The sequence below is a fragment of the Methylobacterium sp. FW306-05-D genome (assembly GCF_058782155.1).
Genome location: NZ_JBYSXL010000002.1, coordinates 64,839 through 85,633, shown reverse-complemented (window position 1 = coordinate 85,633; position 20,795 = coordinate 64,839). Strand labels below are relative to the sequence as shown.

At 68.4% G+C, this 20,795-nt stretch carries 16 protein-coding genes; 8 read left to right on the top strand and 8 right to left on the bottom strand.

Annotated features, from left to right (window positions below; all coding sequences use genetic code 11):
* Nucleotides 1–78 precede the first annotated feature (78 nt).
* Both AC3WLN_RS01535 and AC3WLN_RS01530 read right to left on the bottom strand, forming a co-directional pair.
* Nucleotides 79–1,146, bottom strand: coding sequence for a spore photoproduct lyase family protein (locus tag AC3WLN_RS01535; protein ID WP_492479111.1), 1,068 nt, complete (start codon nucleotides 1,144–1,146; stop codon nucleotides 79–81).
* A 93-nt stretch (nucleotides 1,147–1,239) separates the two neighbouring features.
* Nucleotides 1,240–2,001, bottom strand: a complete 762-nt coding sequence (locus tag AC3WLN_RS01530; RefSeq protein ID WP_492479109.1) for an SHOCT domain-containing protein — start codon at nucleotides 1,999–2,001, stop codon at nucleotides 1,240–1,242.
* A 240-nt stretch (nucleotides 2,002–2,241) separates the two neighbouring features.
* Here AC3WLN_RS01530 and glgX point away from each other — a divergent pair, with 240 nt between their 5' ends.
* The 3 genes from glgX (at nucleotide 2,242) to AC3WLN_RS01515 (ending at nucleotide 6,675) form a co-directional block, all read left to right on the top strand.
* Nucleotides 2,242–4,518 carry a glycogen debranching protein GlgX gene (gene glgX, locus AC3WLN_RS01525; protein ID WP_492479108.1) on the top strand — a complete coding sequence of 759 codons (2,277 nt, stop codon included), beginning with the start codon at nucleotides 2,242–2,244 and terminating at the stop codon, nucleotides 4,516–4,518.
* A 178-nt stretch (nucleotides 4,519–4,696) separates the two neighbouring features.
* Complete coding sequence (locus AC3WLN_RS01520) at nucleotides 4,697–6,313, top strand: histidine kinase famiy protein (RefSeq protein ID WP_492479107.1); 1,617 nt, start codon at nucleotides 4,697–4,699, stop codon at nucleotides 6,311–6,313.
* Between the two features lie 38 nt (nucleotides 6,314–6,351).
* A complete protein-coding gene (locus tag AC3WLN_RS01515) occupies nucleotides 6,352–6,675 on the top strand; it encodes a plasmid stabilization protein (protein ID WP_492479106.1) in 324 nt (107 codons plus the stop codon).
* A gap of 386 nt (nucleotides 6,676–7,061) precedes the next feature.
* Here AC3WLN_RS01515 and AC3WLN_RS01510 read toward each other — a convergent pair whose 3' ends face one another.
* From AC3WLN_RS01510 to AC3WLN_RS01495, 4 genes are all read right to left on the bottom strand, one after another.
* The gene (locus AC3WLN_RS01510) at nucleotides 7,062–8,273 is read right to left on the bottom strand and encodes an NADP-dependent isocitrate dehydrogenase (RefSeq protein ID WP_492479105.1); all 1,212 of its coding nucleotides are present in this window, start codon (nucleotides 8,271–8,273) and stop codon (nucleotides 7,062–7,064) included.
* A 136-nt stretch (nucleotides 8,274–8,409) separates the two neighbouring features.
* On the bottom strand, nucleotides 8,410–9,759 hold the full coding sequence (locus AC3WLN_RS01505; RefSeq protein WP_492479103.1) for a pilus assembly protein: 1,350 nt from the start codon (nucleotides 9,757–9,759) through the stop codon (nucleotides 8,410–8,412).
* Between the two features lie 16 nt (nucleotides 9,760–9,775).
* Nucleotides 9,776–10,441, bottom strand: coding sequence for a TadE/TadG family type IV pilus assembly protein (locus tag AC3WLN_RS01500; RefSeq protein ID WP_492479102.1), 666 nt, complete (start codon nucleotides 10,439–10,441; stop codon nucleotides 9,776–9,778).
* An 8-nt stretch (nucleotides 10,442–10,449) separates the two neighbouring features.
* Complete coding sequence (locus AC3WLN_RS01495; protein WP_492479101.1) at nucleotides 10,450–11,013, bottom strand: TadE/TadG family type IV pilus assembly protein; 564 nt, start codon at nucleotides 11,011–11,013, stop codon at nucleotides 10,450–10,452.
* A 381-nt stretch (nucleotides 11,014–11,394) separates the two neighbouring features.
* On the opposite strand from AC3WLN_RS01495, the gene AC3WLN_RS01490 reads away from it, so the two are divergent.
* The 3 genes from AC3WLN_RS01490 to AC3WLN_RS01480 all read left to right on the top strand — a co-directional run bounded on the left by AC3WLN_RS01490 (nucleotide 11,395) and on the right by AC3WLN_RS01480 (nucleotide 15,206).
* Complete coding sequence (locus AC3WLN_RS01490; protein WP_447675971.1) at nucleotides 11,395–11,943, top strand: formaldehyde-activating enzyme; 549 nt, start codon at nucleotides 11,395–11,397, stop codon at nucleotides 11,941–11,943.
* 118 nt (nucleotides 11,944–12,061) lie between these two features.
* Entirely contained in the window at nucleotides 12,062–12,805 is a 744-nt protein-coding gene (locus tag AC3WLN_RS01485; protein ID WP_492479099.1) for an RNA methyltransferase, read from the top strand.
* Between the two features lie 61 nt (nucleotides 12,806–12,866).
* Complete coding sequence (locus tag AC3WLN_RS01480) at nucleotides 12,867–15,206, top strand: putative bifunctional diguanylate cyclase/phosphodiesterase (protein ID WP_492479098.1); 2,340 nt, start codon at nucleotides 12,867–12,869, stop codon at nucleotides 15,204–15,206.
* A gap of 41 nt (nucleotides 15,207–15,247) precedes the next feature.
* On the opposite strand, the gene AC3WLN_RS01475 is transcribed toward AC3WLN_RS01480, so the two are convergent.
* Nucleotides 15,248–16,156, bottom strand: coding sequence for a LysR family transcriptional regulator (locus tag AC3WLN_RS01475; RefSeq protein ID WP_492479096.1), 909 nt, complete (start codon nucleotides 16,154–16,156; stop codon nucleotides 15,248–15,250).
* Nucleotides 16,157–16,245: 89 nt separating this feature from the next.
* Here AC3WLN_RS01475 and AC3WLN_RS01470 point away from each other — a divergent pair, with 89 nt between their 5' ends.
* Complete coding sequence (locus AC3WLN_RS01470) at nucleotides 16,246–16,689, top strand: PACE efflux transporter (protein ID WP_492479094.1); 444 nt, start codon at nucleotides 16,246–16,248, stop codon at nucleotides 16,687–16,689.
* Between the two features lie 104 nt (nucleotides 16,690–16,793).
* On the opposite strand, the gene AC3WLN_RS01465 is transcribed toward AC3WLN_RS01470, so the two are convergent.
* Entirely contained in the window at nucleotides 16,794–18,863 is a 2,070-nt protein-coding gene (locus AC3WLN_RS01465; RefSeq protein ID WP_492479093.1) for a protein meaA, read from the bottom strand.
* Nucleotides 18,864–19,457: 594 nt separating this feature from the next.
* Between AC3WLN_RS01465 and ccrA the strand changes: the two genes are divergently transcribed.
* Nucleotides 19,458–20,735 (top strand): crotonyl-CoA carboxylase/reductase, encoded by a 1,278-nt coding sequence (gene ccrA / locus AC3WLN_RS01460; protein WP_108034181.1) that lies wholly within the window; start codon nucleotides 19,458–19,460, stop codon nucleotides 20,733–20,735.
* Nucleotides 20,736–20,795: the final 60 nt, after the last annotated feature.

Here is a 20,795-nt window from a genome sequence, read left to right as displayed (position 1 = left end):
TCCCTCCGCCAAAGCCGAGCTTTGACCCCAGCCGGACCTCGCCCACCCGATCGAGCGAACGCCGCCGGGCGGTGACGCTCAGAACGCGTAGCGGACCGTGCAATACGGCATCCGCTCCGCGAGCAGCGCCTTGAAGCGTGCCAGCCATTGCCCCTTCCAGCCGGTGCGGTAGCGCAGGTTGGCGCCGCCGCCTTGCGAGACCTTCGCCTCCTGGATGTCCGGGCGCCAGAGAAGGTCCTCGGCCTTGGGGTGCCAGCCGAGATTGACCGCGTGCAGGTCTGCGTTGTGGGTGAGGAGAATGATCTCCGCCTTGAGCTGCGCCCGGGCCGCGGGGCCGATCGCGCCGTCGATGGCCTCGAACAGTGCCGCCCAGTCCGCCTCCCAGCCCTCGTAGAGGATCACCGGCGAGAAGTTGACGTGGACCTCGTAGCCGGCGGCGACGAAGTCGTCGATCGCGGCGATGCGCTCGGGAATCGGCGCGGTCCGCACGTCGACGATGCGGGCGATGCGCTCGGGCATCAGCGAGAAGCGGATGCGGGTCTTGCCCTGCGGATCGTAGGCGAGGAGGTCGCGGTTCACCGCCTTGGTGGCGAAGGAGGCCTTGGCGTTGGGGATGTCGCGGAACAGGGCCACCAGGTCCCGCACCGTGTCGCTCACCAGGGCGTCCACCGAGAGGTCGCCGTTCTCGCCGAGGTCGTAGACCCAGAGGGCGGGGTCGATGGTGTCGGGCTCGGTCAGCGGGCCCTGGCGGGCGGCGTGGCGCGCGATGGCGGCCGCCACGGCCTCGACGTTGACGAACAGCGAGATTGGGTTGGCGAAGCCCTTGCGCCGGGGCACGTAGCAATAGGCGCAGGCCATGGCGCAGCCGTTCGAGGTCGAGGGCGCGATGAAGTGGGCGCTGCGCCCGTTCGGCCGCATGGCGAGCCCCTTCTTCACCCCGAGCACCAGGGTGGAGCGCTTGATCCGCACCCAGTCCTCCACCGAGCCGGCATTGCCGTGCAGGCTCGGGATGTTCCAGTGCGAAGGCACGACGATGCGCTCGGCCTGCGGAAAGCGGTCGAGGATCGCCTGTCCGCGCGGGTAATCCGGCACGGCGGGCTCATGGTAGATGGTCGAGATGTCGAGGAGGTCGCGGGATCGGGCCATCTGCCTCGCGGGGAGCTGATTGCGGTCCGCGTCCGGTGCGCATCCGACCCGGGGCCAACGCCCCGGATCGCCGTGCGATCCGCGCTGCGGCGATCAGAGCCGGGCGAGGAGCTCCGCCTTCTTCGCGGTGAACTCGCCCTCGGTGAGGATGCCCTTGCGGCGCATCTCCGACAGGCGCTCGATCGTCGTCAGGACGTCGCCGCCGGGCGCGGCGGACGCGGACGCGGCCGGGGCCGGCGTCTCGGCCCCCGGGGGCCCGGCCTCAAACGGCTCGGGCGCGAAGGGGCGCGCCTCGTTGCGCTCGGCCTCGTCGAGGCGCTTCAGGCTCGTCAGATCCACGGGGCCTCCGGGGCCGGAGAAGCGCAGGCCGCTGCTCCCGCCCTGCTGCTGCGAGACGCCGCTGATCGCATGCTCGCCGGTGTCGTAGATCACGGCCCGCCCGTCCGATTCGACGACGAGGCGCCGGTGGGCCGGGAAATAGGCGTAGCGCATGCCGTTCTGCGCCCCGGAGGTCGCCGGCGAGCCCCATTCGGCGGGCCAGGCCGATCCGCCGCCGGCGCGCGGCGCCTCGGTCCGGCCGGCCGAGGACGGGTCGGACCAGGCGCCGGCGGGCAGGGCCGCGGCGAGGGTGCTGCAGAGGGCGTCGACCCGCGCCTTCAGGTCGGTGTTGAACATGTCGCCGATCATGGTCATGCCCGAGCCCGACCACTGGCCGAAGCCGCCGAGGTCGGGATGGTTGAACTGCGCCATCCGCCCGTTGCCGGCCTCGAGGGCGTGGACGAGGTGGCGCACGGCGTCGAGACTGACCCGGTAGCGGTCGGCGATCGCCTGCAGGCCGTTGGGCTGATCTGTCATGCGCCGGTCTCCTCGTCCACGCGGTCACGGCCGCGCCGCCCGTCGTCTTGTCGCTCGCAGTCTTGCCGCAAGCGCAGCCGGGGTGGAAGCCGCCGCGGCCGGTCGCGGCGTGCGATGCAAAAAGATTTCTCCGGCAGGGGACCTTCCGGCGAAGCGTGAGCGTTCCTGTCGAGGTTTTCCGGACAGGGCTTCGCGCAGCGCCCTGTCTCGACGCACCCTGTGATACCGCCCGGAGCGAACATGGCCGATACGACGAAACCCGCGGACCGCTCGAGCCCGCAGGGCCGCGCCAAACGTTCGCGCATCAAGGAGGGCTCGCCCTATCCGCTCGGCGCGAACTGGGATGGCCTGGGCGTCAACTTCGCCCTGTTCTCGGCCAACGCCACCAAGGTCGAGCTCTGCCTGTTCGACGATGACGGCGTCAACGAGATCGAGCGCATCGAGCTGCCCGAGTACACGGACGAGATCTGGCACGGCTACCTGCCCGACGCACGCCCGGGGACCATCTACGGCTACCGGGTGCACGGCCCCTACGAACCGAAGGCCGGCCACCGCTTCAATCACAACAAGCTGCTCATCGACCCCTATGCCAAGGGCCTCGTCGGCTCGATCACCTGGAACCCCGCGCTGTTCGGCTACCAGATGGAGACGGGCGACGACCTGACCTTCGACGAGCGCGACTCGGCGCCCTTCACCCGGCGCAGCCGCGTCATCGACCCGGCCTTCACCTGGGGCCGTGACCGCAAGCCCCACGTGCCGTGGGAGAAGACCATCTTCTACGAGACCCACGTGAAGGGCTTCACCAAGCTGCACCCGGCCGTGCCGGAGAAGCTGCGCGGGACCTATGCGGGCCTCGGCACCCCGGCGGTGCTCGACTACATCAAGAGCCTCGGCGTCACCTCGGTGGAACTCCTGCCGGTCCACGCCTTCGTGCAGGACGACTACCTGCAGGAAAAGGGGCTGGTGAACTACTGGGGCTACAACACCATCTCGTTCTTCACGCCCGCCCGGCGCTACTCGGCGGTGCCGGACTTCGCCTTCTCCGAGTTCAAGGAGATGGTCGCGCGCATGCACGGCGCCGGCCTCGAGGTGATCCTCGACGTGGTCTACAACCACACCGCCGAGGGCAACGAGAAGGGTCCGACCCTGTCGTTCAAGGGCGTCGACAACGCCTCCTACTATCGGCTCATGCCCAAGGAGCCGCGCTACTACATCAACGACACCGGCACCGGGAACACCTTCAACCTGTCGCACCCCCGGGTGCTGCAGCTCGTGACCGACTCCCTGCGCTACTGGGCCACCGAGATGCGGGTCGACGGCTTCCGCTTCGACCTCGCCACCATCCTGGGGCGCGAGCCGCACGGCTTCGACGAGGGCGGCGGCTTCCTTGACACCTGCCGGCAGGACCCGGTGCTGAACAGCGTCAAGCTGATCGCCGAGCCGTGGGATTGCGGTCCGGGCGGCTACCAGGTCGGCGGCTTCCCGCCGGGCTGGGCCGAGTGGAACGACCGCTTCCGGGACGACGTGCGCGGCTACTGGCGCGGCGACGAGGGCATGCTGCCCGATCTCGCCGCCCGCCTCACCGGCTCGGCCGACAAGTTCAACAAGCGCGGGCGCAAGCCCTGGGCCTCGGTGAACTTCCTGACCGCCCATGACGGCTTCACGCTGAACGACACCGTGTCGTACAATGAGAAGCACAACATGGCCAACGGCGAGGACAACCGCGACGGCCACTCGCACAACCTCTCGAACAATTACGGCGCCGAGGGACCGACGGACGATCCGGAGATCCGCGCCGTGCGCCTGCGCCAGATGCGCAATATGCTGGCAACGCTGTTCCTCTCCCGCGGGACCCCGATGCTGCTGGCCGGCGACGAGTTCGCCCGCACCCAGAACGGCAACAATAACGCCTACTGCCAGGACAACGAGATCTCCTGGCTCGACTGGGAAGCCGTCGGTCCGGAAGAGCGGGATCTCGCCGAGTTCACACAGCGCCTGACCCTGCTGCGCGAGGCCCTGCCGATCCTGACCCGCGGCCGCTTCCTGACGGGCGCCTACGACGAGGAGTTCGGCGTCAAGGACGTGACCTGGCTGCGCCCCGACGGCGGGGAGATGTCGCCCGAGAACTGGGGCCAGGGGGATGCCCGCGCCATCGCGGTCCTCCTCGACGGCCGGGCCCAGGCGTCCGGCATCCACCAGCGCGGCGGCGACGCCACCCTGCTACTGCTCTACAACGCCTACCACGACCTCGTGACCTTCACGCTGCCGGAATCGGTGGGCGGTGTCGGCTGGACCCGTCTCCTCGACACCAACCTGCCCGACAGCCAGGACGTGGTCAGCAAGCCCATCGGGGCGACCTACGAGGTCACGGGGCGTTCGATGCTGATGTTCGTCCTCAAGCCCGAGGAGGTCGACGGCGTCGAGGCCAGCGACATGGAGCGCTCCTACCAGCACGTGATGCAGGCCTTCGAGCGCGCCAACGTCAACAGCGTGCGCTTCGAGACCGAGCAGCGCTGACGCACGAAATGCTGCGCGCTCGCCCCGGGCGCGCGGCGGTCCTCGCCGGATCGTCATACCGTGGCGGGACTGACGGGGCGTTCTGCCGGGAACGATGATGGTGCAGGGTGTTTGACCCGTGTTAGGGGCGGACTGTCAGACCCGGCCTCCGAAGCCCCGCCGATGTGATTGCGCGACGATGATCGACACCCCCCAGATGCCGCTGGCCGGCGCGCGCGCGCAGGACCCGACCGTTTCGTCGGGCCCGTCCCCCGTCAGCCCCGAAGCGGCCTTCTTCTTCGCGTCCGTGGCCGCCTCCCGCATGCCCATGGTGGTGAGCGACCCGCGCCTGTTCGACAATCCGATCATCTTCACCAACGACGCCTTCCTGGAGATGACCGGCTACCGCCGCGACGAGGTGGTGGACCGCAACTGCCGCTTCCTGCAGGGTCCGGAGACCGACCGCGCGGCCGTGCGCGAGCTCGCCCGGGCGATCGCCGCCCGCGAGAACGTCGCCACCGAGATCATCAACTACCGCAAGGACGGCACGCCGTTCTGGAACGCGCTGTTCGTCTCGCCGATCTACGACGCGAACGGGACGCTGGTGTACTTCTTCGCCTCGCAGCTCGACGTCTCCCGTCGGCGCGATGCCGAGGAGGCTCTGGGCCAGGCCCAGAAGATGGAGGCGCTCGGCCAGCTCACCGGCGGGATCGCCCACGATTTCAATAACCTGCTGCAGGTGATCGTCGGCTACGTCGACATCCTCGGGGCCGGCCTCGACGATCCGGCGGCGGACCGCAACCGCCTGCGCCGGGCCACCGACAACATCCGCACCGCCGCCGAGCGCGCCACCACGCTGACGCAGCAGCTTCTGGCCTTCGCGCGCAAGCAGCGCCTCGAGGGCCGCTCGGTGAATCTCAACGCCCTGGTCCAGGGCATGGCCGACATGGCGGGACGGACGCTCGGCGAGACGGTCTCCCTCGGCTTCGATCTCAGCCACGACCTCTGGAACTGCCGGGTCGACCCGAACCAGGCCGAGGTCGCGCTCCTCAACGTCTTCATCAACGCCCGCGACGCGATGCCGAACGGCGGTCGCCTCACGGTCCACACCGAGAACCACGTCATCACCGGCGAGGTCGCCGGCCCGCTGGCGCCGGGCCGCTACGTCACGATCAGCGTCAGCGACACCGGCAGCGGTATTCCCCCCCATGTCCTGGCCCGGGTGATGGACCCCTTCTTCACCACCAAGGAGGAGGGCAAGGGCACTGGCCTCGGCCTCTCGATGGTCTACGGATTCGCCAAGCAGTCCGGCGGCGCCGCCCGCATCGAATCCGTCCTGGGGGAGGGGACCGTGGTGCGCCTGTCCTTTCCGGCGACCGAGAGCGCGGTGGTGCAGGCGGCCCCGGCCGCGGTCGGCGCACAGGAGGGATCGGGCACGGAGACCATCCTCATCGTCGATGACCGCGAGGACGTGGCGGAGCTTGCGCGGACCATCCTGCGCGATTTCGGCTACACCACCCTGATGGCGCAGAACGGTCGCGAAGCCCTCGACCTGGTGGACAGCGGCAGCACCATCGACCTGCTCTTCACGGACCTGATCATGCCCGGCGGCATGAACGGCATCGCCCTGGGCCGCGAAGCCAGGCGCCGGCGGCCCGAGCTCAAGGTCCTGCTCACCACCGGCTATGCCGAGGCGAGTCTGGAACGAACCGATGCCGGGGGTTCGGAGTTCGATCTCCTGAACAAGCCCTATCGCCGGACGGACCTGATCCGCCGGGTTCGGGCGATCCTCGACGGACCCGCCGCGGCCGGCTGAACCTCCGCCCGCGGGTCCGCCCACCGGAGTGCGCAGGGATGGCCCAGGGCGACAAGTCGAAATACACCGACAAGCAGATCCGGAAGGCCGAGCACATCGCCGAATCCTACGCGGCGCGCGGGGTGCCCGAGAAGGACGCCGAGGCGCGAGCCTGGGCGACGGTCAACAAGGACGACGGCGGCGGCAAGAAGCCCGGCGGCTCGGGCCGGGGCAAGGCGAGCAGCCACCCGGCCGCCCATCGCGGCGGCGCGGTCGGCGGCAAGGCCTCGGCTGGCCGCACGGCGGAAGAGCGCTCCGCCTCCGCCAAGAAGGCGGCCGCCACGCGCAAGCGCAACGCGGAGGCCGGACGCCACGCCTCCTGAGGGTTGTCTCGCTCTGGGGGGCTGGGCGCGGAAGGCCGGCCGATTCAATCGCTCTCGGGTGTCGAACCGGCGGGTATCCAGACGCGAAGTCCAATGAGGTTCCGGGCAATTGCCGATGGTGCCTCCACGTCATTCCGGGGCGCCGCAGGCGAGCCCGGACCCGCAGGGGCGCGCCGGAGGCGTGCAATCCAGAGCCGCCAGCAGCGTCGAGTTCGGCGCCGCCTGTGTTTCTGGATCCCGGATTCCGCTGCGCGGCCCCGGGATGACGCGGCGCTGCGCGCGGGCATTCACCGAATGACGCGTCCGGGCAGACGCCCGGACGACCGAATGCGGGGGACCGGTGCCCCCCCGCGAACACGCGAACAGACCGGCTGCCCCGAGCCCCGTCAGGCCATCGCGGCCTTCAGGTGCTGGTCGACCTTGTCGAGGAAGCCCGTGGTCGAGAGCCAGCGCTGGTCGGGGCCGACGAGGAGAGCCAGGTCCTTGGTCATGAAGCCGGCCTCGACGGTGTCGACGCAGACGGTCTCCAGGGTGGTGGCGAACGTGGCGAGCGCCGCGTTGTCGTCGAGCTTGGCGCGGTGGGCGAGGCCACGGCTCCAGGCGAAGATCGACGCGATGGAGTTGGTCGAGGTCTCCTTGCCCTTCTGATGCTCGCGGTAGTGCCGGGTCACCGTGCCGTGCGCGGCCTCGGCCTCGACGGTCCGGCCGTCGGGGGTGAGCAGCACGGAGGTCATCAGCCCGAGCGAGCCGAAGCCCTGCGCCACGGTGTCGGATTGCACGTCGCCGTCGTAGTTCTTGCAGGCCCAGACGTAGCCGCCCGACCACTTGAGGGCCGAGGCCACCATGTCGTCGATCAGGCGGTGCTCGTAGGTGATGCCGGCGGCGTCGAACTTGGCCTTGAACTCGTTCTGGAAGACTTCCTCGAACAGGTCCTTGAAGCGACCGTCATAGGCCTTGAGGATGGTGTTCTTGGTCGAGAGGTAGACCGGGTACTTGCGGTTCAGGCCGTAGTTCATCGAAGCGCGGGCGAAGTCGCGGATCGAGTCGTCGAGGTTGTACATCGCCTGGGCGACGCCGGGGCTCGGGAACTTGAAGACTTCCTTCTCGATGACCGTGCCGTCCTCGCCCTCGAACTTAATCGTCAGGCGGCCCTTGCCCGGCACCTTGAAGTCGGTGGCCTTGTACTGGTCGCCGTAGGCGTGGCGGCCGACGACGATCGGCTGGGTCCAGCCCGGAACCAGGCGGGGCACGTTCTTGCAGATGATCGGCTCGCGGAAGATCACGCCGCCGAGGATGTTGCGGATCGTGCCGTTGGGCGACTTCCACATCTCCTTGAGGTTGAACTCCTTCACCCGCGCCTCGTCGGGGGTGATGGTGGCGCACTTCACGCCGACGCCGTGGCGCTTGATCGCCTCGGCGGCCTGGACGGTGACCTGATCGTTGGTGGCGTCGCGGTGCTCGACGCCGAGATCGTAATATTCGAGGTTCAGGTCGAGGTAGGGGTGGATCAGCTTGTTCTTGATCTCGCTCCAGATGATCCGGGTCATCTCGTCGCCGTCGAGTTCGACGACCGGGTTCGCAACCTTGATCTTGTCCATCTGCAGCACGCCTTCCTGAGCCAGGTTGTCCGGCGCCACGCAAGGCGGATGCCGAACCCGCGCCGCTCTTAGCCCGCGCGCTCCCGGGGCGGAAGCAGGCTGGCCGCCCCGGGACCATGACAAAAGTTTTGGCCTGTCAGGGACCGGCGACGAGACGCGCCTTCTTGGTCGCCTGGTCGAACATCGCGTTCAGCGCTTCCTGAATCTCGCTGGCGGAACTGGCGGTGCGGAAATAGCCGGGGGAAGCGCAGTTCTGCAGGGTGCTCGGCACGGTGGGGATCAGCCCGTTCACCACGACGTTCTCGTAGCCGACATTCGAATTGAACGGGACCGCGAGCGGGACGTAGGGGATGTAGAGCACCGAGACCGTGACGCCCTTGTCCTTGAGCGGCTTGCACAGGGCCGGATCGAGCAGCTTGGCCTGTGAACCGGTCCAGCCGGTCTTGTTGTACCAGTACTGGTTATTGCCGACCCCGTCGGTGATGAGGAACACGAAGGGCACGGGCTTCGCCGCGCTCGACCCGTCTCCGATCGCCCTGATCTTGGTATTGATGGTTGAGAACACGTTCTCGTAGTGAGTCCCGCCGCTTCCGCGCGGAACGGTAGAGTCGCCGATATCCATGTAGTTCTCGAGGTTCACCGACGTCAGCGAACCGAGGTTCGTGGTGATGTCGGCCGCCGTCTCGAGATAGCTCACGAAGGGATAGAGGCCGATACTGTACTGATTGGTCAAGGTCTGGTTCGTCTGGGCCTTCGTGATCAACTGCTGGACGGCGTTGCTCACCGTGGCGATGCGCAGCTCGATGTTGTTCGACTTGGCGAGATTGAAGCCTTTCCAGCCGGAGAAGTGGCAGGCGAAGGCGCAGTTGTTGCCCTTCGAATCCGCCATGTCGGGGTTCATCTTGGCGAAGGAGACCTGCGCGGCGCTCGAGGTGGGGAAGCCCATTGAGCCAGAGGTGTCGAGAAGCAGGTAGAAATCGGCGAAATTGCCCAGCGTCAGGCTTGAGTTCGAGGTGCCGGCGACCGCGATCGAGGTCAGGTTGCCGAGGACCCGGCTGAAGGGAGACTCGTAGTTCGACGCGTAGCTCAGCGTCGCCGACACGACACCGGCGCTCCGGGTCACCGAGAGGTTCGGCTCCAGGGGCATGCTGTTGAGCATCGGCCCGGCATTGACCCGGAAGGCCGCGAGGCCCCGCGTCTTGCCCAGCGCCAAGGCCGCCGGAGTCGGATTGGCCTCGTTGTTGGGATTGTTGGAGATGTAGTCGCGCGCCGTGGCGATCGCCGTGATCGTCGCGGCATCGGCGGCCCGGTCGAAATGGGTGCGGTAGTTGATGCCGCGCACGTAGTCGACGCCGAGTCCGGTCAGTCCGATGAGGGGGACGAGCGCGAGGGCGAAGACCATGAGGACGTTGCCGTCGCGCTCGTCGCGCAGGCGCCGCAGCTGGCGTCCGATCCGGGAACGACGGGAGGCGGCGGGGGCACGCATGGGTGAGTTCTCGGGGTCAGGGGCAGGCATTGGCGGAACTCGTTCCACCACTCGAATCGAAGCTGATCGCCGCGACGTAGCGGGGCGCGAAGTAGAAGGACTTCGCGATGTCGATCGAGCCGACGACGGATTGGAGGATGAGGGGCTTGTAGCTGAACACCACGTCGGCCACGACGAGGAAGCCGGGTCCGAAGGTGTCGCTCGGCAGCGTCGCCGGGCTCGGGCCCGCGGTATTGGGGGCGGCCACCGGGGGGGTCGTGCAGGATCGCTTCTGTCCCGAGGTCCAGACCACCTTCGGCGCGTAGGTGCAGTTGGCCGTGCAGCTCGCCACGGTCTGCGTGAACTTGATGCCCGAGAGCGACCACCTCAGCAGGGTCCAGACCGAGACGTTGGCGTCCTTGGCGGCGGACATCGCCTCCGGGAACATCACCAGCTGGGAGCGCGAGATCGCCAGGATGTCGGTCTGGGAGATCTTTCCCGTGTCGTTGCGGGCCACGAGGTCGGCGAGCGTGCTGGCGGCGAGTTCGATCTTGCGCAGGTAGACGACGTAGCGGACGAGGTCGAAGGTCACGGCCGACAGCGTGATCAGCAGCGGCATGATCAGGGCGAACTCGACGATGGCGATGCCGCGCCTGTCGCGTCCGAAGCGTCCGAGGGAGGGGCGGAGCATCGCGCGTGCCATGGAAAACGTCAGCATCCGGTCGTCACGCCGGTCGTGACGTAGGGCTCGTTGCGGAACGCCACCGCCGCGCGGGCGAACGCGACCGAGCGAGCCTTCCAGTTCGTGCTGAGGTTCAGGGCGTTCCAGAGCGGGCTGAACACCGGGACCGCATAGAAGACCTGGATGTAGCCGTAGGTCCCGGGCGCGCCCGTGCAATAGGGGGTCCGGTCATTGTCCATCGTCACCGGGACGAGGCTCTTCTCGTCCGGGCTGACGAAGACCGAATAGCCGCCGCCCGAGCCGGAGAGCGTGGTGGTCTGCAGGCTGGTGATGATGTTGTCGCAGGTCAGGCCGGCGATCAGCTTGGGGCAGACCACCGAGTTTCGGAAGCCGACGGCGGTCGAGGCCGAATTGGGCAGCGCACCGACCATGATCGTGCGCGTGGCGTCGGCGGTCGCTTTCTCCAGCGCCGCGTAGCAGAAGACGTACAGGCCACCCTGGAGGATCTCCACGAAGACCAGGATGAAGAGCGGCATCACGAGGGCGAACTCGACCGCCGTCGCGCCGTCCGACGCGGGGCGAAAACCTCGCAACCAGCCTCTCTTCTGCACGGGGCGAGACATGACGGTGCCGGGATCGATCGAGTTCCGCTGACGGGGGTCGCTTGGCCTTGCCATCCCGTTCCGACCCGAAGGTTCCTCTGGTGTCGCCGCGGAATGCCGGTGCCCGTGTCCCGTATCGATCAGCGATGCACGCCAAGCCTTAAGGTCGACTTACCCAGGTTCACCAAGGTCGCGCGCAATTGGATCGCGCTGTGGAAAGGCGCGGGGCGGGGGCCATGCGGCGCCCGGGGGTGGACATTCCGGGCCACACCCGGAATCTGCCGACCGTGCAACGCCGACCGGAGGGATCGACGCCCCGATCCGGCACGTTCCGCCCCCGTCCATCCCGCCCCACGTCCTGAGAGATCCCCCATGAGCGAACGCATCATCCTCCGAGCCGGCGAGGCCCTGGTGGCCGGAGGCCCGCCGAACACCGCGTCCGAGCCCGAGGTGATCATCGGCGAGCTCGACGGGCCGGTCGGCACCGCGCTCGCCACCCTGACGGGCGACCAGGTCGTCGGCCACAGCCGGGTCTTCGCGCTCCTCAACACCGACATCATGGTGCGACCGGTGACGCTCTGCGTCTCGAAGGTCAGCGTCACCGAGAGCAAGTACACCTCGATCCTGATGGGCACGGTGCAGTTCGCCATCGCCAACGGCGTCCTCGACGCGGTGCGGGCCGGCTACATCCCCAAGGAGAAGGCCAACGATCTCGGCATCATCTGCTCGGTCTGGCTCAGCCCGGGCGTGATCGAGGCGCAGAGCGTCGACCACAAGGCGCTGTTCGACATCCAGCGCCGGGGCATGACCGAGGCGATCCGCAAGGCGATGACCAACGAGCCGTCCATCGACTGGCTGCTGGAGAACCAGGACAAGATCGTCCACAAATATTACCAGATGGGCCTCGACGGTAAGATCTGACGACGCGCCGGAGCGGGGCCGGCGGTCCTTTGCCGTCGCGCCCCCGCCATGCGAGAGGGCGCGAATGCCCTCACCGTCGCCCGAACCCCCTTCCGCTGCACCCAACCCGACCGCCCTTATGAATCCGCCCGACTCCCCCGACGGCCCCGTCGTCATCCTGGTCCAGCCGCAGCTCGCCGAGAACATCGGCATGACGGCGCGGGCGATGGCGAATTTCGGCCTGACAGAGCTGCGACTCGTGGCGCCGAAGAACGGCTGGCCCAAGAAGGGCGTGCGCGAGGCGGCCTCGGGCGCCACCCACATCCTCGACGGCGCCGCGGTTTTCGACACCCTGGGCGCGGCGATCGCCGACCTGCACTACGTGCTGGCCACCACCGCCCGCGAGCGCGGGCAGATGAAGCGGGTCTTTCCCCCGGACGAGGCGATGCGCGACGTCGCCGCGCGGACGGGCCAGCGGGTCGGAATCCTGTTCGGGCGCGAACGCTCGGGGCTCGACAACGACGAGGTCTCGCTGGCCGACGCCATCGTCACCTTCCCGGTCGATCCGCGCTTCTCCTCGCTCAACCTCGCCCAGGGCGTGTTGCTGATGGGCTACGAGTGGCGCCGGGCGGCCGGCCTCTCGACGCTGCCCTTCAGCGGCGAGATGCTGTCCCCGCCCGCCACCCGCGAGGCCATGGCCTCGCTGTTCGGAACCCTGGAGGATAGCTTGGCCGCGGCCGGGTTCTATCCCCCGGAGAAGCGGGACATCATCGCCCGCAACATGCGCGACATGCTCCACCGCATGGCCATGACCGAGCAGGATGTGCGCACGATGCGGGGCGCGCTGCGCGCCCTGACCGTTCGGCGCCCGCGCGGAAATTAATATAGCCGACCATCTGCACTCTTAACCGCGCCGCTAGATTTGAGTGGCACGGTCCCGCGCCATGAAGAACGATCGTCTCATGACTTTCGGGGGCGAATTCGCCTCGCGCCCCCGGGAAGCCGCGTTTCAGGCCGAGCGCCTGCCCGAGACCGTGCGCGACACGCAACTGATCTTTCTCGTCTGCATCGCGGTCAACATGCTGCTGCTCGCCAGCGACGGCAGCCTGAGCGAGAACCATGATGTCCTCTGGCCGATCCTGACGGCCCGCCTCGGCATCGTCGGCGCGACCCTGGCCGGCCTGTGGGCGCTCCCGCGCATCCGGCGGTTCCAGCGCCTCCAGGCCGTGCTGATGGCCTGGCACTTCATCCTGAGCCTGGCCGGCGCCTACCTGTGCGCGTCGCAATCCGACATCGCCCTCGTGGCCACCCTGATGGTGCCTGCGGCCGTGATGCTGGTCCTGCCCCTCAGCTTCGCCTGGACGGTGGCGGCCAGCAGCATCTCCGTGATCGCGCTGCTCACCGGATACCTGATGCCGCGGCCACTCTCGGCGATGGTGCTCGGCCTGACGGTCGAGGTCTTCCTGGCGAACCTCACGATCGTGCTGTTCGTCACCCGGTGGAACCGCCTGCGCCGGCTCGAGTGGATGGCGACCGAGGCCGAGCGCAGGGCCAGCGACGAGTTGGCGGAGAGCCGGGAGCTGTCAGAGACCCTGTTCCGGGCCGTGCCGGTGCCGATCGTCGTCTCCCTGGCGGCCAGCGGGCAGATCATCAGCACCAACGATGCCGGGGTGAAATTCTTCGAACTCGATTCCGGCGACGTCCTCTCGAACTACGCCACCCGCGACTTCATCCAGGGCAAGGACCGACGCGCGATGCAGGCGATCCTCGATCGGCGCGAGGCGATCCACGACCGCGAGACCGGAATCGTCGTGCACTCGGGCGCGCGCCGCGACGTGCTTCTCTCGATCGAGTGCGTCCAGATCGACGGGGTGGCCTGCCACGTCTCGAGTCTGGTCGACATCACGAGCCGCAAGGCCGCCGAGACGCAGATCCGCACGGCCGCCCATCACGACGTGCTCACCGGGCTGCCGAACCGGGCTCTGTTCCAATCGACACTGGACGCGGCCCTGGCGCGCGCCGAGCCCGACTCCGCGCCGGTCGGACTCATCCTGCTCGATCTCGACGCCTTCAAGGAGATCAACGACACCCTCGGGCACGATTCGGGGGACGCCCTGCTGAAGGAGGTCGCCCAGCGCCTCTGCGCGGTGATCGGGCCCGACGATCTCGTGGCCCGCCTCGGCGGCGACGAGTTCGTCGTCATCACCACCGGCCGCGAACCGTCGGGCGCTTCGAGCATCCATGCCCTGGCGGCGCGCATCCTCGATGCCCTTCACCCGCCGATGCCGATCAGCGGCCGCGTGGTGGCCCCCCGGGCCAGCCTCGGCCTCGCGCTCTATCCCGAGCATGCCCGCAACGCGGTCGACCTGTTCACCAATGCGGACCTCGCCCTCTACGCCGCCAAGGCCTCCGGGCGGAACCGGGCGACCCTCTTCATGCCGGCGCTGCGGGCCAGCATCGAGGAGCGGGTGACCGTGACGCGCGAGATGCGCGCGACCCTGGAGGCGGGTACCGGGCTGGTGCCGCACTATCAGCCCAAGATCCATCTCGGCTCCGGTGCGGTGATCGGGTTCGAGGCCCTGGCCCGCTGGCAGCATCCCACGCGCGGCCTGCTGATGCCCGGTGCGTTCTCGGCGGTGTTCGACGATCCGGAAATCGGCAGCGCCGTGGGCGACGCCCTGCGCCGGCGGATCATCGCCGACATCCTCCACTGGACCGGCCTCGGACTCGATCCGGGCCGCGTCTTCCTGAACCTTTCCTCGGCCCAATTCGCCCAGGGCGACCTCGCCCGCACCTTCCTGGACGACGTCGACGCGGCTGGGTTGCCGCGCAGCCGGATCGGGGTCGAGGTGACCGAGACCGTGCTGCTCGGCAGCCATGTGGACCGGGTCAGCGACGTGCTCGCGTCCCTGCACGGCGGCGGCATCCGCGTGGCGCTGGACGATTTCGGCACCGGTTACGCCTCGCTCACCCATCTCAAGCAGTTCCCGGTGGACGAGATCAAGGTGGACCGGAGCTTCATCCGGGACCTGGAACGCGACGCCAACGACGCCGCGATCGTCACGGCGGTGCTCCAGCTCGGGCGCAGCCTCGGCCTCGACGTCACCGCCGAGGGCGTGGAGACGCCCGAGCAGGCCGCCTTCCTGCGCACGCATGGCTGCACCCATGTCCAGGGCTACCTCTACGGGAAGCCGATGGCCGAGGGCCGGGTGCCCTGGTTCCTGCGCGAGCACGCCGACCGACTCGGCGCCTCCCAGACCGCGCCGATGCTCCGGACCGCCTGAGGCGGCACCCGACATCGCGCTCCGGCCGCCCGGACGCGGCCTCACCCCGCTCGGACGGTTCCCGACAGGGCGCCGACCCGCTCGGCCGCGAAGCGCGCGCGCAGCCAGGCCGCGGCGGGGCCACAGGGACGCTGCTTGTGCCAGACCAGTTCCAGGGCGATGGGCCAGTCGCCCTCATCGAACTGGAGGTCGGGCGTCACGAGGTCCGGGGCAGTCTGGGACGCGGCGATGACGTGATCGGTGACGAAGGCCCAGCCGATCCCGTGCTTCACCAGCTCGAGGATCACCCAGTGGCTCTCGACCCACCAGACCTCGGCGGCCACCCGCAGGCGGCGCTTCTCCGGCCCGTCGCTGCGCGCGGCGACGAGGATCTGGCGGTGGCGCTTCAGCTCCTCCCATTCCACCCGCGCCTTCGCCAACGGATGGTCGCGCCCGCAGACGAGCTTGAGCGGCACCCAGCCGATGGTCTGGAAACCGAGTTCGGTGGGCAGCACCTCCTGGCGCCACATCACGCCGAGATCGGCCGCCCCGGACTGCACCATCCGGCTGACGTCCTCCATCAGCGGAAAGAGCAGTTCCAGTTCGACGAAGGGAAAGCGCCGGGCGAAATCGGCGAACAGGGCGCCGAGGGCGTGCTCGGGATAGAGCTCGTCGATCGCGACCACGAGCCGGTTCTCGATCCGCTGCTCCAGGCTGCGGGCCACGCCGACGAGGTGCTCCCGGCGCTCGAGCACCACCCGTGCCTCTAGGAGCAGCCGCTCGCCCGCCGGGGTGAGGACGGGGTTGCGGCCTGCCCGGCTGAACAGGGTGATCCCGAGATCCGCCTCGAGATTGGCCACCTGCGTGCTCACCGCGGACTGGGCCTTGCGCAGCAGGCGGGCCGCGCCCGAGAAGGACCCGGCCTCCGCCGAAGCCACGAACGCCTGGAGCTGGTCGAGCGACACCGTCATCTATCTGATTTCCGGATACGTCCTAACTTGTCGGGCGGGCTCTGCCAGATAGAACCCGGCGCCTCAACCCAGCAGTTCCAGGCAACCCCATGCGCAGTACCCGAGACCGTATCCGCCACGCCATCCTCTTCGAGCTCGTCGGGCTCAGCCTCATGATCCCGCTTGGGACGGTGCTGTTCGGCCTGCACGCCTCCGCCATGGGCGTGATCGGCATGGGCAGCGCCCTGGCGGCGACGGCCTGGAACTACGTCTACAATCTCGGCTTCGACCGGACGATGCAGCGCCTGGCCGGGCATACGCGGAAGAGGCTCTGGCTGCGGGTGATGCACGCCGTGCTGTTCGAGGCCGGCCTGCTCGTGATCCTGCTGCCGCCGATCGCCTGGTATCTCGGCATCGGGCTCGTCGAGGCGTTCTACATGGATCTCGCGATCGCGGCGTTCTACGTGGCCTACGCCTTCGTCTTCAACCTGGCCTACGATCGGGCCTTTCCCCTGCGGGACTGGGGCGTGGTCGCGACGGGACCGGCGCGCTGAGACGCGGCCTCGCCGCCCGGCTCCGCCCGCGCGCATTCGCGTGAGAGGGTTCGATTTTCTCAACGGCGGGCGCCGCCCGCGGACAGGGGGCGCCCGCTACGCTCTCAGAACACCTTCTCGGCGGTGTCGCTGCGGGGGGCCGCCCCGGCGATGCCGGCCCTGGCATCGGCCTGTTCGGCGGCACGCTTGTCGAGGGCCCGCTCCACCACTTTGGCGATGCCCACCATGATGGTGTCGAGGACGTAGTCCTTCGGGGTGTAGACCGCCGTGACGCCCATGTTCTTGAGCACCAGCTCGTCGTCCGGCGAGATGATGCCGCCGACCACGAGCGGAATGTGATCGAGGCCGGCCTCGCGCATCTTCGCCCGGACGTCGCGCACCAGCGGCACATGGCTGCCCGACAGGATCGACAGGCCGACCACGTGGGCGCCGGTGGACTTGGCCTTGGCGACGATCTCGGCGGGCGTCTGGCGGATGCCGTCATAGGTCACGTCGAAGCCGACGTCGCGGGCGCGCAGTGCGATCTGCTCGGCGCCGTTGGAGTGGCCGTCGAGGCCGGGCTTGCCGACCACGAGCTTCGGGGTCTCGCCCAGGCGCTCGCCGAGATCCGCGATGAGGAGCTTGGCGTCCTGGGCCGCCCCCGAGGAGATGGTCTCCAGGGTGACGCCGGTGGGCGCGCGGTACTCGCCGAAGACCTGGCGCAGGCGGCCGCCCCACTCGCCCGTCGTCACCCCGGCCTTCGCCGCCGCGATCGAGACCGGCATGATGTTGGCCCCCGAACGCGCGGCGGCCTCGAGATCGTCGAGGGCCTTCTCCACGGCCTTGCCGTCGCGCTTGGAACGCCACTCGCGGATGCGCTGCTCGGCCTCCATCTCCACCGTCTCCGAGACCGTGAAGATCGCGCCCTCGCCGGCGGTGAGGGGCGAAGGCTCGCCGGCCTGGAACTTGTTCACGCCGACCACGACCTGGTCGCCGGTTTCGATCGCCGAGATGCGCTTGGCGTTGGATTCCACCAGGGCGCGTTTCAGGGCACCGGTCTCCACCGCCGCCACGGCGCCGCCGATGCCGCCGATCTCCTCCAGGGCCTTGCGGGTCTCGGCCTTCAAGGCCTCGACCTTGGCGTCGATGACCTTCGAGCCGTCGAAGATGTCGTCGTATTCCAGGAGATCCGTCTCGAAGGCGAGGATCTGCTGCATGCGCATGGACCATTGCTGGTCCCAGGGGCGCGGCAGGCCGAGCGCCTCGTTCCAGGCCGGCAGCTGCACGGCGCGGGCGCGGGCGCGCTTCGACAGGGTGACGGCCAGCATCTCGATGAGGATGCGGTGGACGTTGTTCTCGGGCTGCTGCTCCGTGAGCCCGAGGGAGTTCACCTGGACGCCGTAGCGGAAGATGCGCTTCTTCGGGTCGGTGATGCCGTAGCGCTCCTGGGCGATCTCGTCCCAGAGCTCGGAGAACGCCCGCATCTTGCAGATCTCGGTGACGAACCGCATGCCGGCATTCACGAAGAACGAGATCCGGCTGAACACGTCGGCGAAGCTCGCCTCGTCGAAATCCGGATCGTCGCGCACCGTGTCGAGAACCGCGATGGCGATGGCCAGCGCGTAGGACAGCTCCTGCACCGGCGTCGCTCCGGCCTCCTGCAGGTGGTAGGAGCAGACGTTCATCGGGTTCCACTTCGGCACTTCCTTGGTCGTGAACAGGATCACGTCCTTGGTCAGCCGAAGGGAGGGCGCGGGCGGGAACACGTAGGTGCCGCGCGACAGGTATTCCTTGATGATGTCGTTCTGGGTGGTGCCCTGCAGCCCCGCGAACGGCGCGCCCTGCTCCTCGGCCACCGCGAGATAGAGCGAGAGCAGCCACGGCGCCGTGGCGTTGATCGTCATCGAGGTGTTCATCTGCTGCAGCGGAATCTGGTCGAACAGGGTCCGCATGTCGCCCAGATGCGCGATCGAGACGCCGACCTTGCCGACCTCGCCCCGAGCGAGCTCGTGGTCGGGATCATAGCCGGTCTGGGTCGGCAGGTCGAAGGCCACCGAGAGGCCCGTCTGCCCCTTGGCCAGGTTTCCGCGGTAGAGTGCGTTCGACTCCTTGGCGTTGGAATGGCCCGCATAGGTGCGGATGATCCACGGCTTGTCGCGCTTCGTCGTCTCGGCGACCGCTGCCTGTCCGCTCATCCCGGAACACTCCCTCAAGACTGAATTTGATGTGATCTCAAATTGCATTTGACTGCTGTCGACCACTTGCCGCGCACCCTAGCGAAGCGCGTTCGCCGCGTCATCAGCACCGAAGAACATCCCGAGCAGCCCGGCACGTCGGTCTCTCGCTGATGCCTCGAACTCACGAAAACGTGCCGCGCGCCGGCGTCCGCTCGTTCCGACGCACCCGCCACCGGCCTCTTCCTCCGGGCGTGGCCCACGGCCCTGTGGACAAGATCTGCGTGCCTCTGAGGATCGGCCACCGTCCGGACACTGTGGCGAGTTGGACATTGGTACAAGCCGGGGGCCTGGTTGGACCGCCCTGCGCCGGCCGTCCGAAGATCGAAACTCTTCGGACCCGGCTGAATAAGCCTGTGTATGACAGGCGCTAAGGGCCCGGCACACCACAATAATATTGAATACAGGATGGCGTCCCCCCAGGGCGCGGCTTCATCTTGACGGCGTGAAGGTTTCTTGGCCCCAATCGAAAAGATTCTTGCCCGTTCGGGCTCTTGGACGGCTCCCGGTTCGCCGATATAGCGGGCAGCACAAGAAGTCATGGGGAGAGCCGAGATGGCCGCGAGCGCTGCGTCGAGCACGACGGAACTGAAGGACCTGTACGAGATGGGCGAGGTTCCGCCCCTCGGTCATGTGCCGGCCAAGATGTACGCCTGGGCGATCCGGCGCGAGCGCCATGGACCGCCGGAGCAGTCGCACCAGCTCGAGGTGCTGCCCGTCTGGGAGATCGGCGACGACGAGGTGCTGGTCTACGTCATGGCCGCCGGCGTGAACTACAACGGCGTCTGGGCCGGCCTCGGCGAGCCGATCTCGCCCTTCGACGTCCACAAGGGCGAGTACCACATCGCCGGCTCGGACGCTTCGGGCATCGTCTGGAAGGTCGGCGCCAAGGTGAAGCGCTGGAAGGTCGGCGACGAGGTCATCGTCCACTGCAACCGCGACGACGGCGACGACGAGGAGTGCAACGGCGGCGACCCGATGTTCTCGCCCTCGCAGCGCATCTGGGGCTACGAGACGGGCGACGGCTCCTTCGCCCAGTTCTGCCGGGTGCAGTCGCGCCAGCTGATGGTGCGCCCCAAGCACCTGACCTGGGAGGAGGCGGCCTGCTACACGCTCACCCTCGCCACGGCCTACCGCATGCTGTTCGGCCACGCGCCCCACACCGTGCGGCCGGGCCAGAACGTGCTGGTCTGGGGCGCGTCGGGCGGTCTCGGCGTGTTCGCGGTGCAGCTCTGTGCGGCGAGCGGAGCCAACGCCATCGCGGTGATCTCCGACGACACCAAGCGCGACTACGTCATGAGCCTGGGCGCCAAGGGCGTGATCAACCGCAAGGAGTTCGACTGCTGGGGCCAGCTGCCCAAGGTGAACTCGCCCGAGTACAACACCTGGCTCAAGGAGGCCCGGAAGTTCGGCAAGGCGATCTGGGACATCACCGGCAAGGGCAACGACGTCGACATCGTCTTCGAGCACCCGGGCGAGTCGACCTTCCCGGTCTCGACCCTGGTGGCCAAGCGCGGCGGCATGATCGTGTTCTGCGCCGGCACCACCGGCTTCAACATCACCTTCGATGCCCGCTACGTCTGGATGCGCCAGAAGCGTATCCAGGGCTCGCACTTCGCGCACCTCAAGCAGGCCTCGGCCGCGAACCAGTTCGTGCTCGACCAGCGCATCGACCCCTGCATGAGCGAGGTCTTCCCCTGGGAGAAGATCCCCCAGGCCCACACCAAGATGTGGAAGAACCAGCACGCCCCGGGCAACATGGCCTGTCTCGTCAATGCCCCCCGTGCCGGTCTGCGCACGGTCGAGGACGTGATCGAAGCCGGCAAGCGCTAGGCGCTCCGCCGCTGCGCCGAACCCGACATGGCCCTCCCGCCTCGGCGGGCGGGCTCGAAC

Coding starts and splice junctions, on each gene's coding strand:
- ccrA (WP_108034181.1), top strand. CDS start 19,458: ATGGCCGCGAGCGCTGCGTCGAGCACGACGGAACTGAAGGACCTGTAC.
- AC3WLN_RS01530 (WP_492479109.1), bottom strand. CDS start 2,001: ATGACAGATCAGCCCAACGGCCTGCAGGCGATCGCCGACCGCTACCGG.
- AC3WLN_RS01485 (WP_492479099.1), top strand. CDS start 12,062: ATGAATCCGCCCGACTCCCCCGACGGCCCCGTCGTCATCCTGGTCCAG.
- AC3WLN_RS01500 (WP_492479102.1), bottom strand. CDS start 10,441: ATGGCACGCGCGATGCTCCGCCCCTCCCTCGGACGCTTCGGACGCGAC.
- AC3WLN_RS01470 (WP_492479094.1), top strand. CDS start 16,246: ATGCGCAGTACCCGAGACCGTATCCGCCACGCCATCCTCTTCGAGCTC.
- AC3WLN_RS01475 (WP_492479096.1), bottom strand. CDS start 16,156: ATGACGGTGTCGCTCGACCAGCTCCAGGCGTTCGTGGCTTCGGCGGAG.
- AC3WLN_RS01515 (WP_492479106.1), top strand. CDS start 6,352: ATGGCCCAGGGCGACAAGTCGAAATACACCGACAAGCAGATCCGGAAG.
- AC3WLN_RS01490 (WP_447675971.1), top strand. CDS start 11,395: ATGAGCGAACGCATCATCCTCCGAGCCGGCGAGGCCCTGGTGGCCGGA.
- AC3WLN_RS01510 (WP_492479105.1), bottom strand. CDS start 8,273: ATGGACAAGATCAAGGTTGCGAACCCGGTCGTCGAACTCGACGGCGAC.
- AC3WLN_RS01480 (WP_492479098.1), top strand. CDS start 12,867: ATGAAGAACGATCGTCTCATGACTTTCGGGGGCGAATTCGCCTCGCGC.
- AC3WLN_RS01505 (WP_492479103.1), bottom strand. CDS start 9,759: ATGCGTGCCCCCGCCGCCTCCCGTCGTTCCCGGATCGGACGCCAGCTG.
- AC3WLN_RS01520 (WP_492479107.1), top strand. CDS start 4,697: ATGATCGACACCCCCCAGATGCCGCTGGCCGGCGCGCGCGCGCAGGAC.
- AC3WLN_RS01465 (WP_492479093.1), bottom strand. CDS start 18,863: ATGAGCGGACAGGCAGCGGTCGCCGAGACGACGAAGCGCGACAAGCCG.
- AC3WLN_RS01535 (WP_492479111.1), bottom strand. CDS start 1,146: ATGGCCCGATCCCGCGACCTCCTCGACATCTCGACCATCTACCATGAG.
- glgX (WP_492479108.1), top strand. CDS start 2,242: ATGGCCGATACGACGAAACCCGCGGACCGCTCGAGCCCGCAGGGCCGC.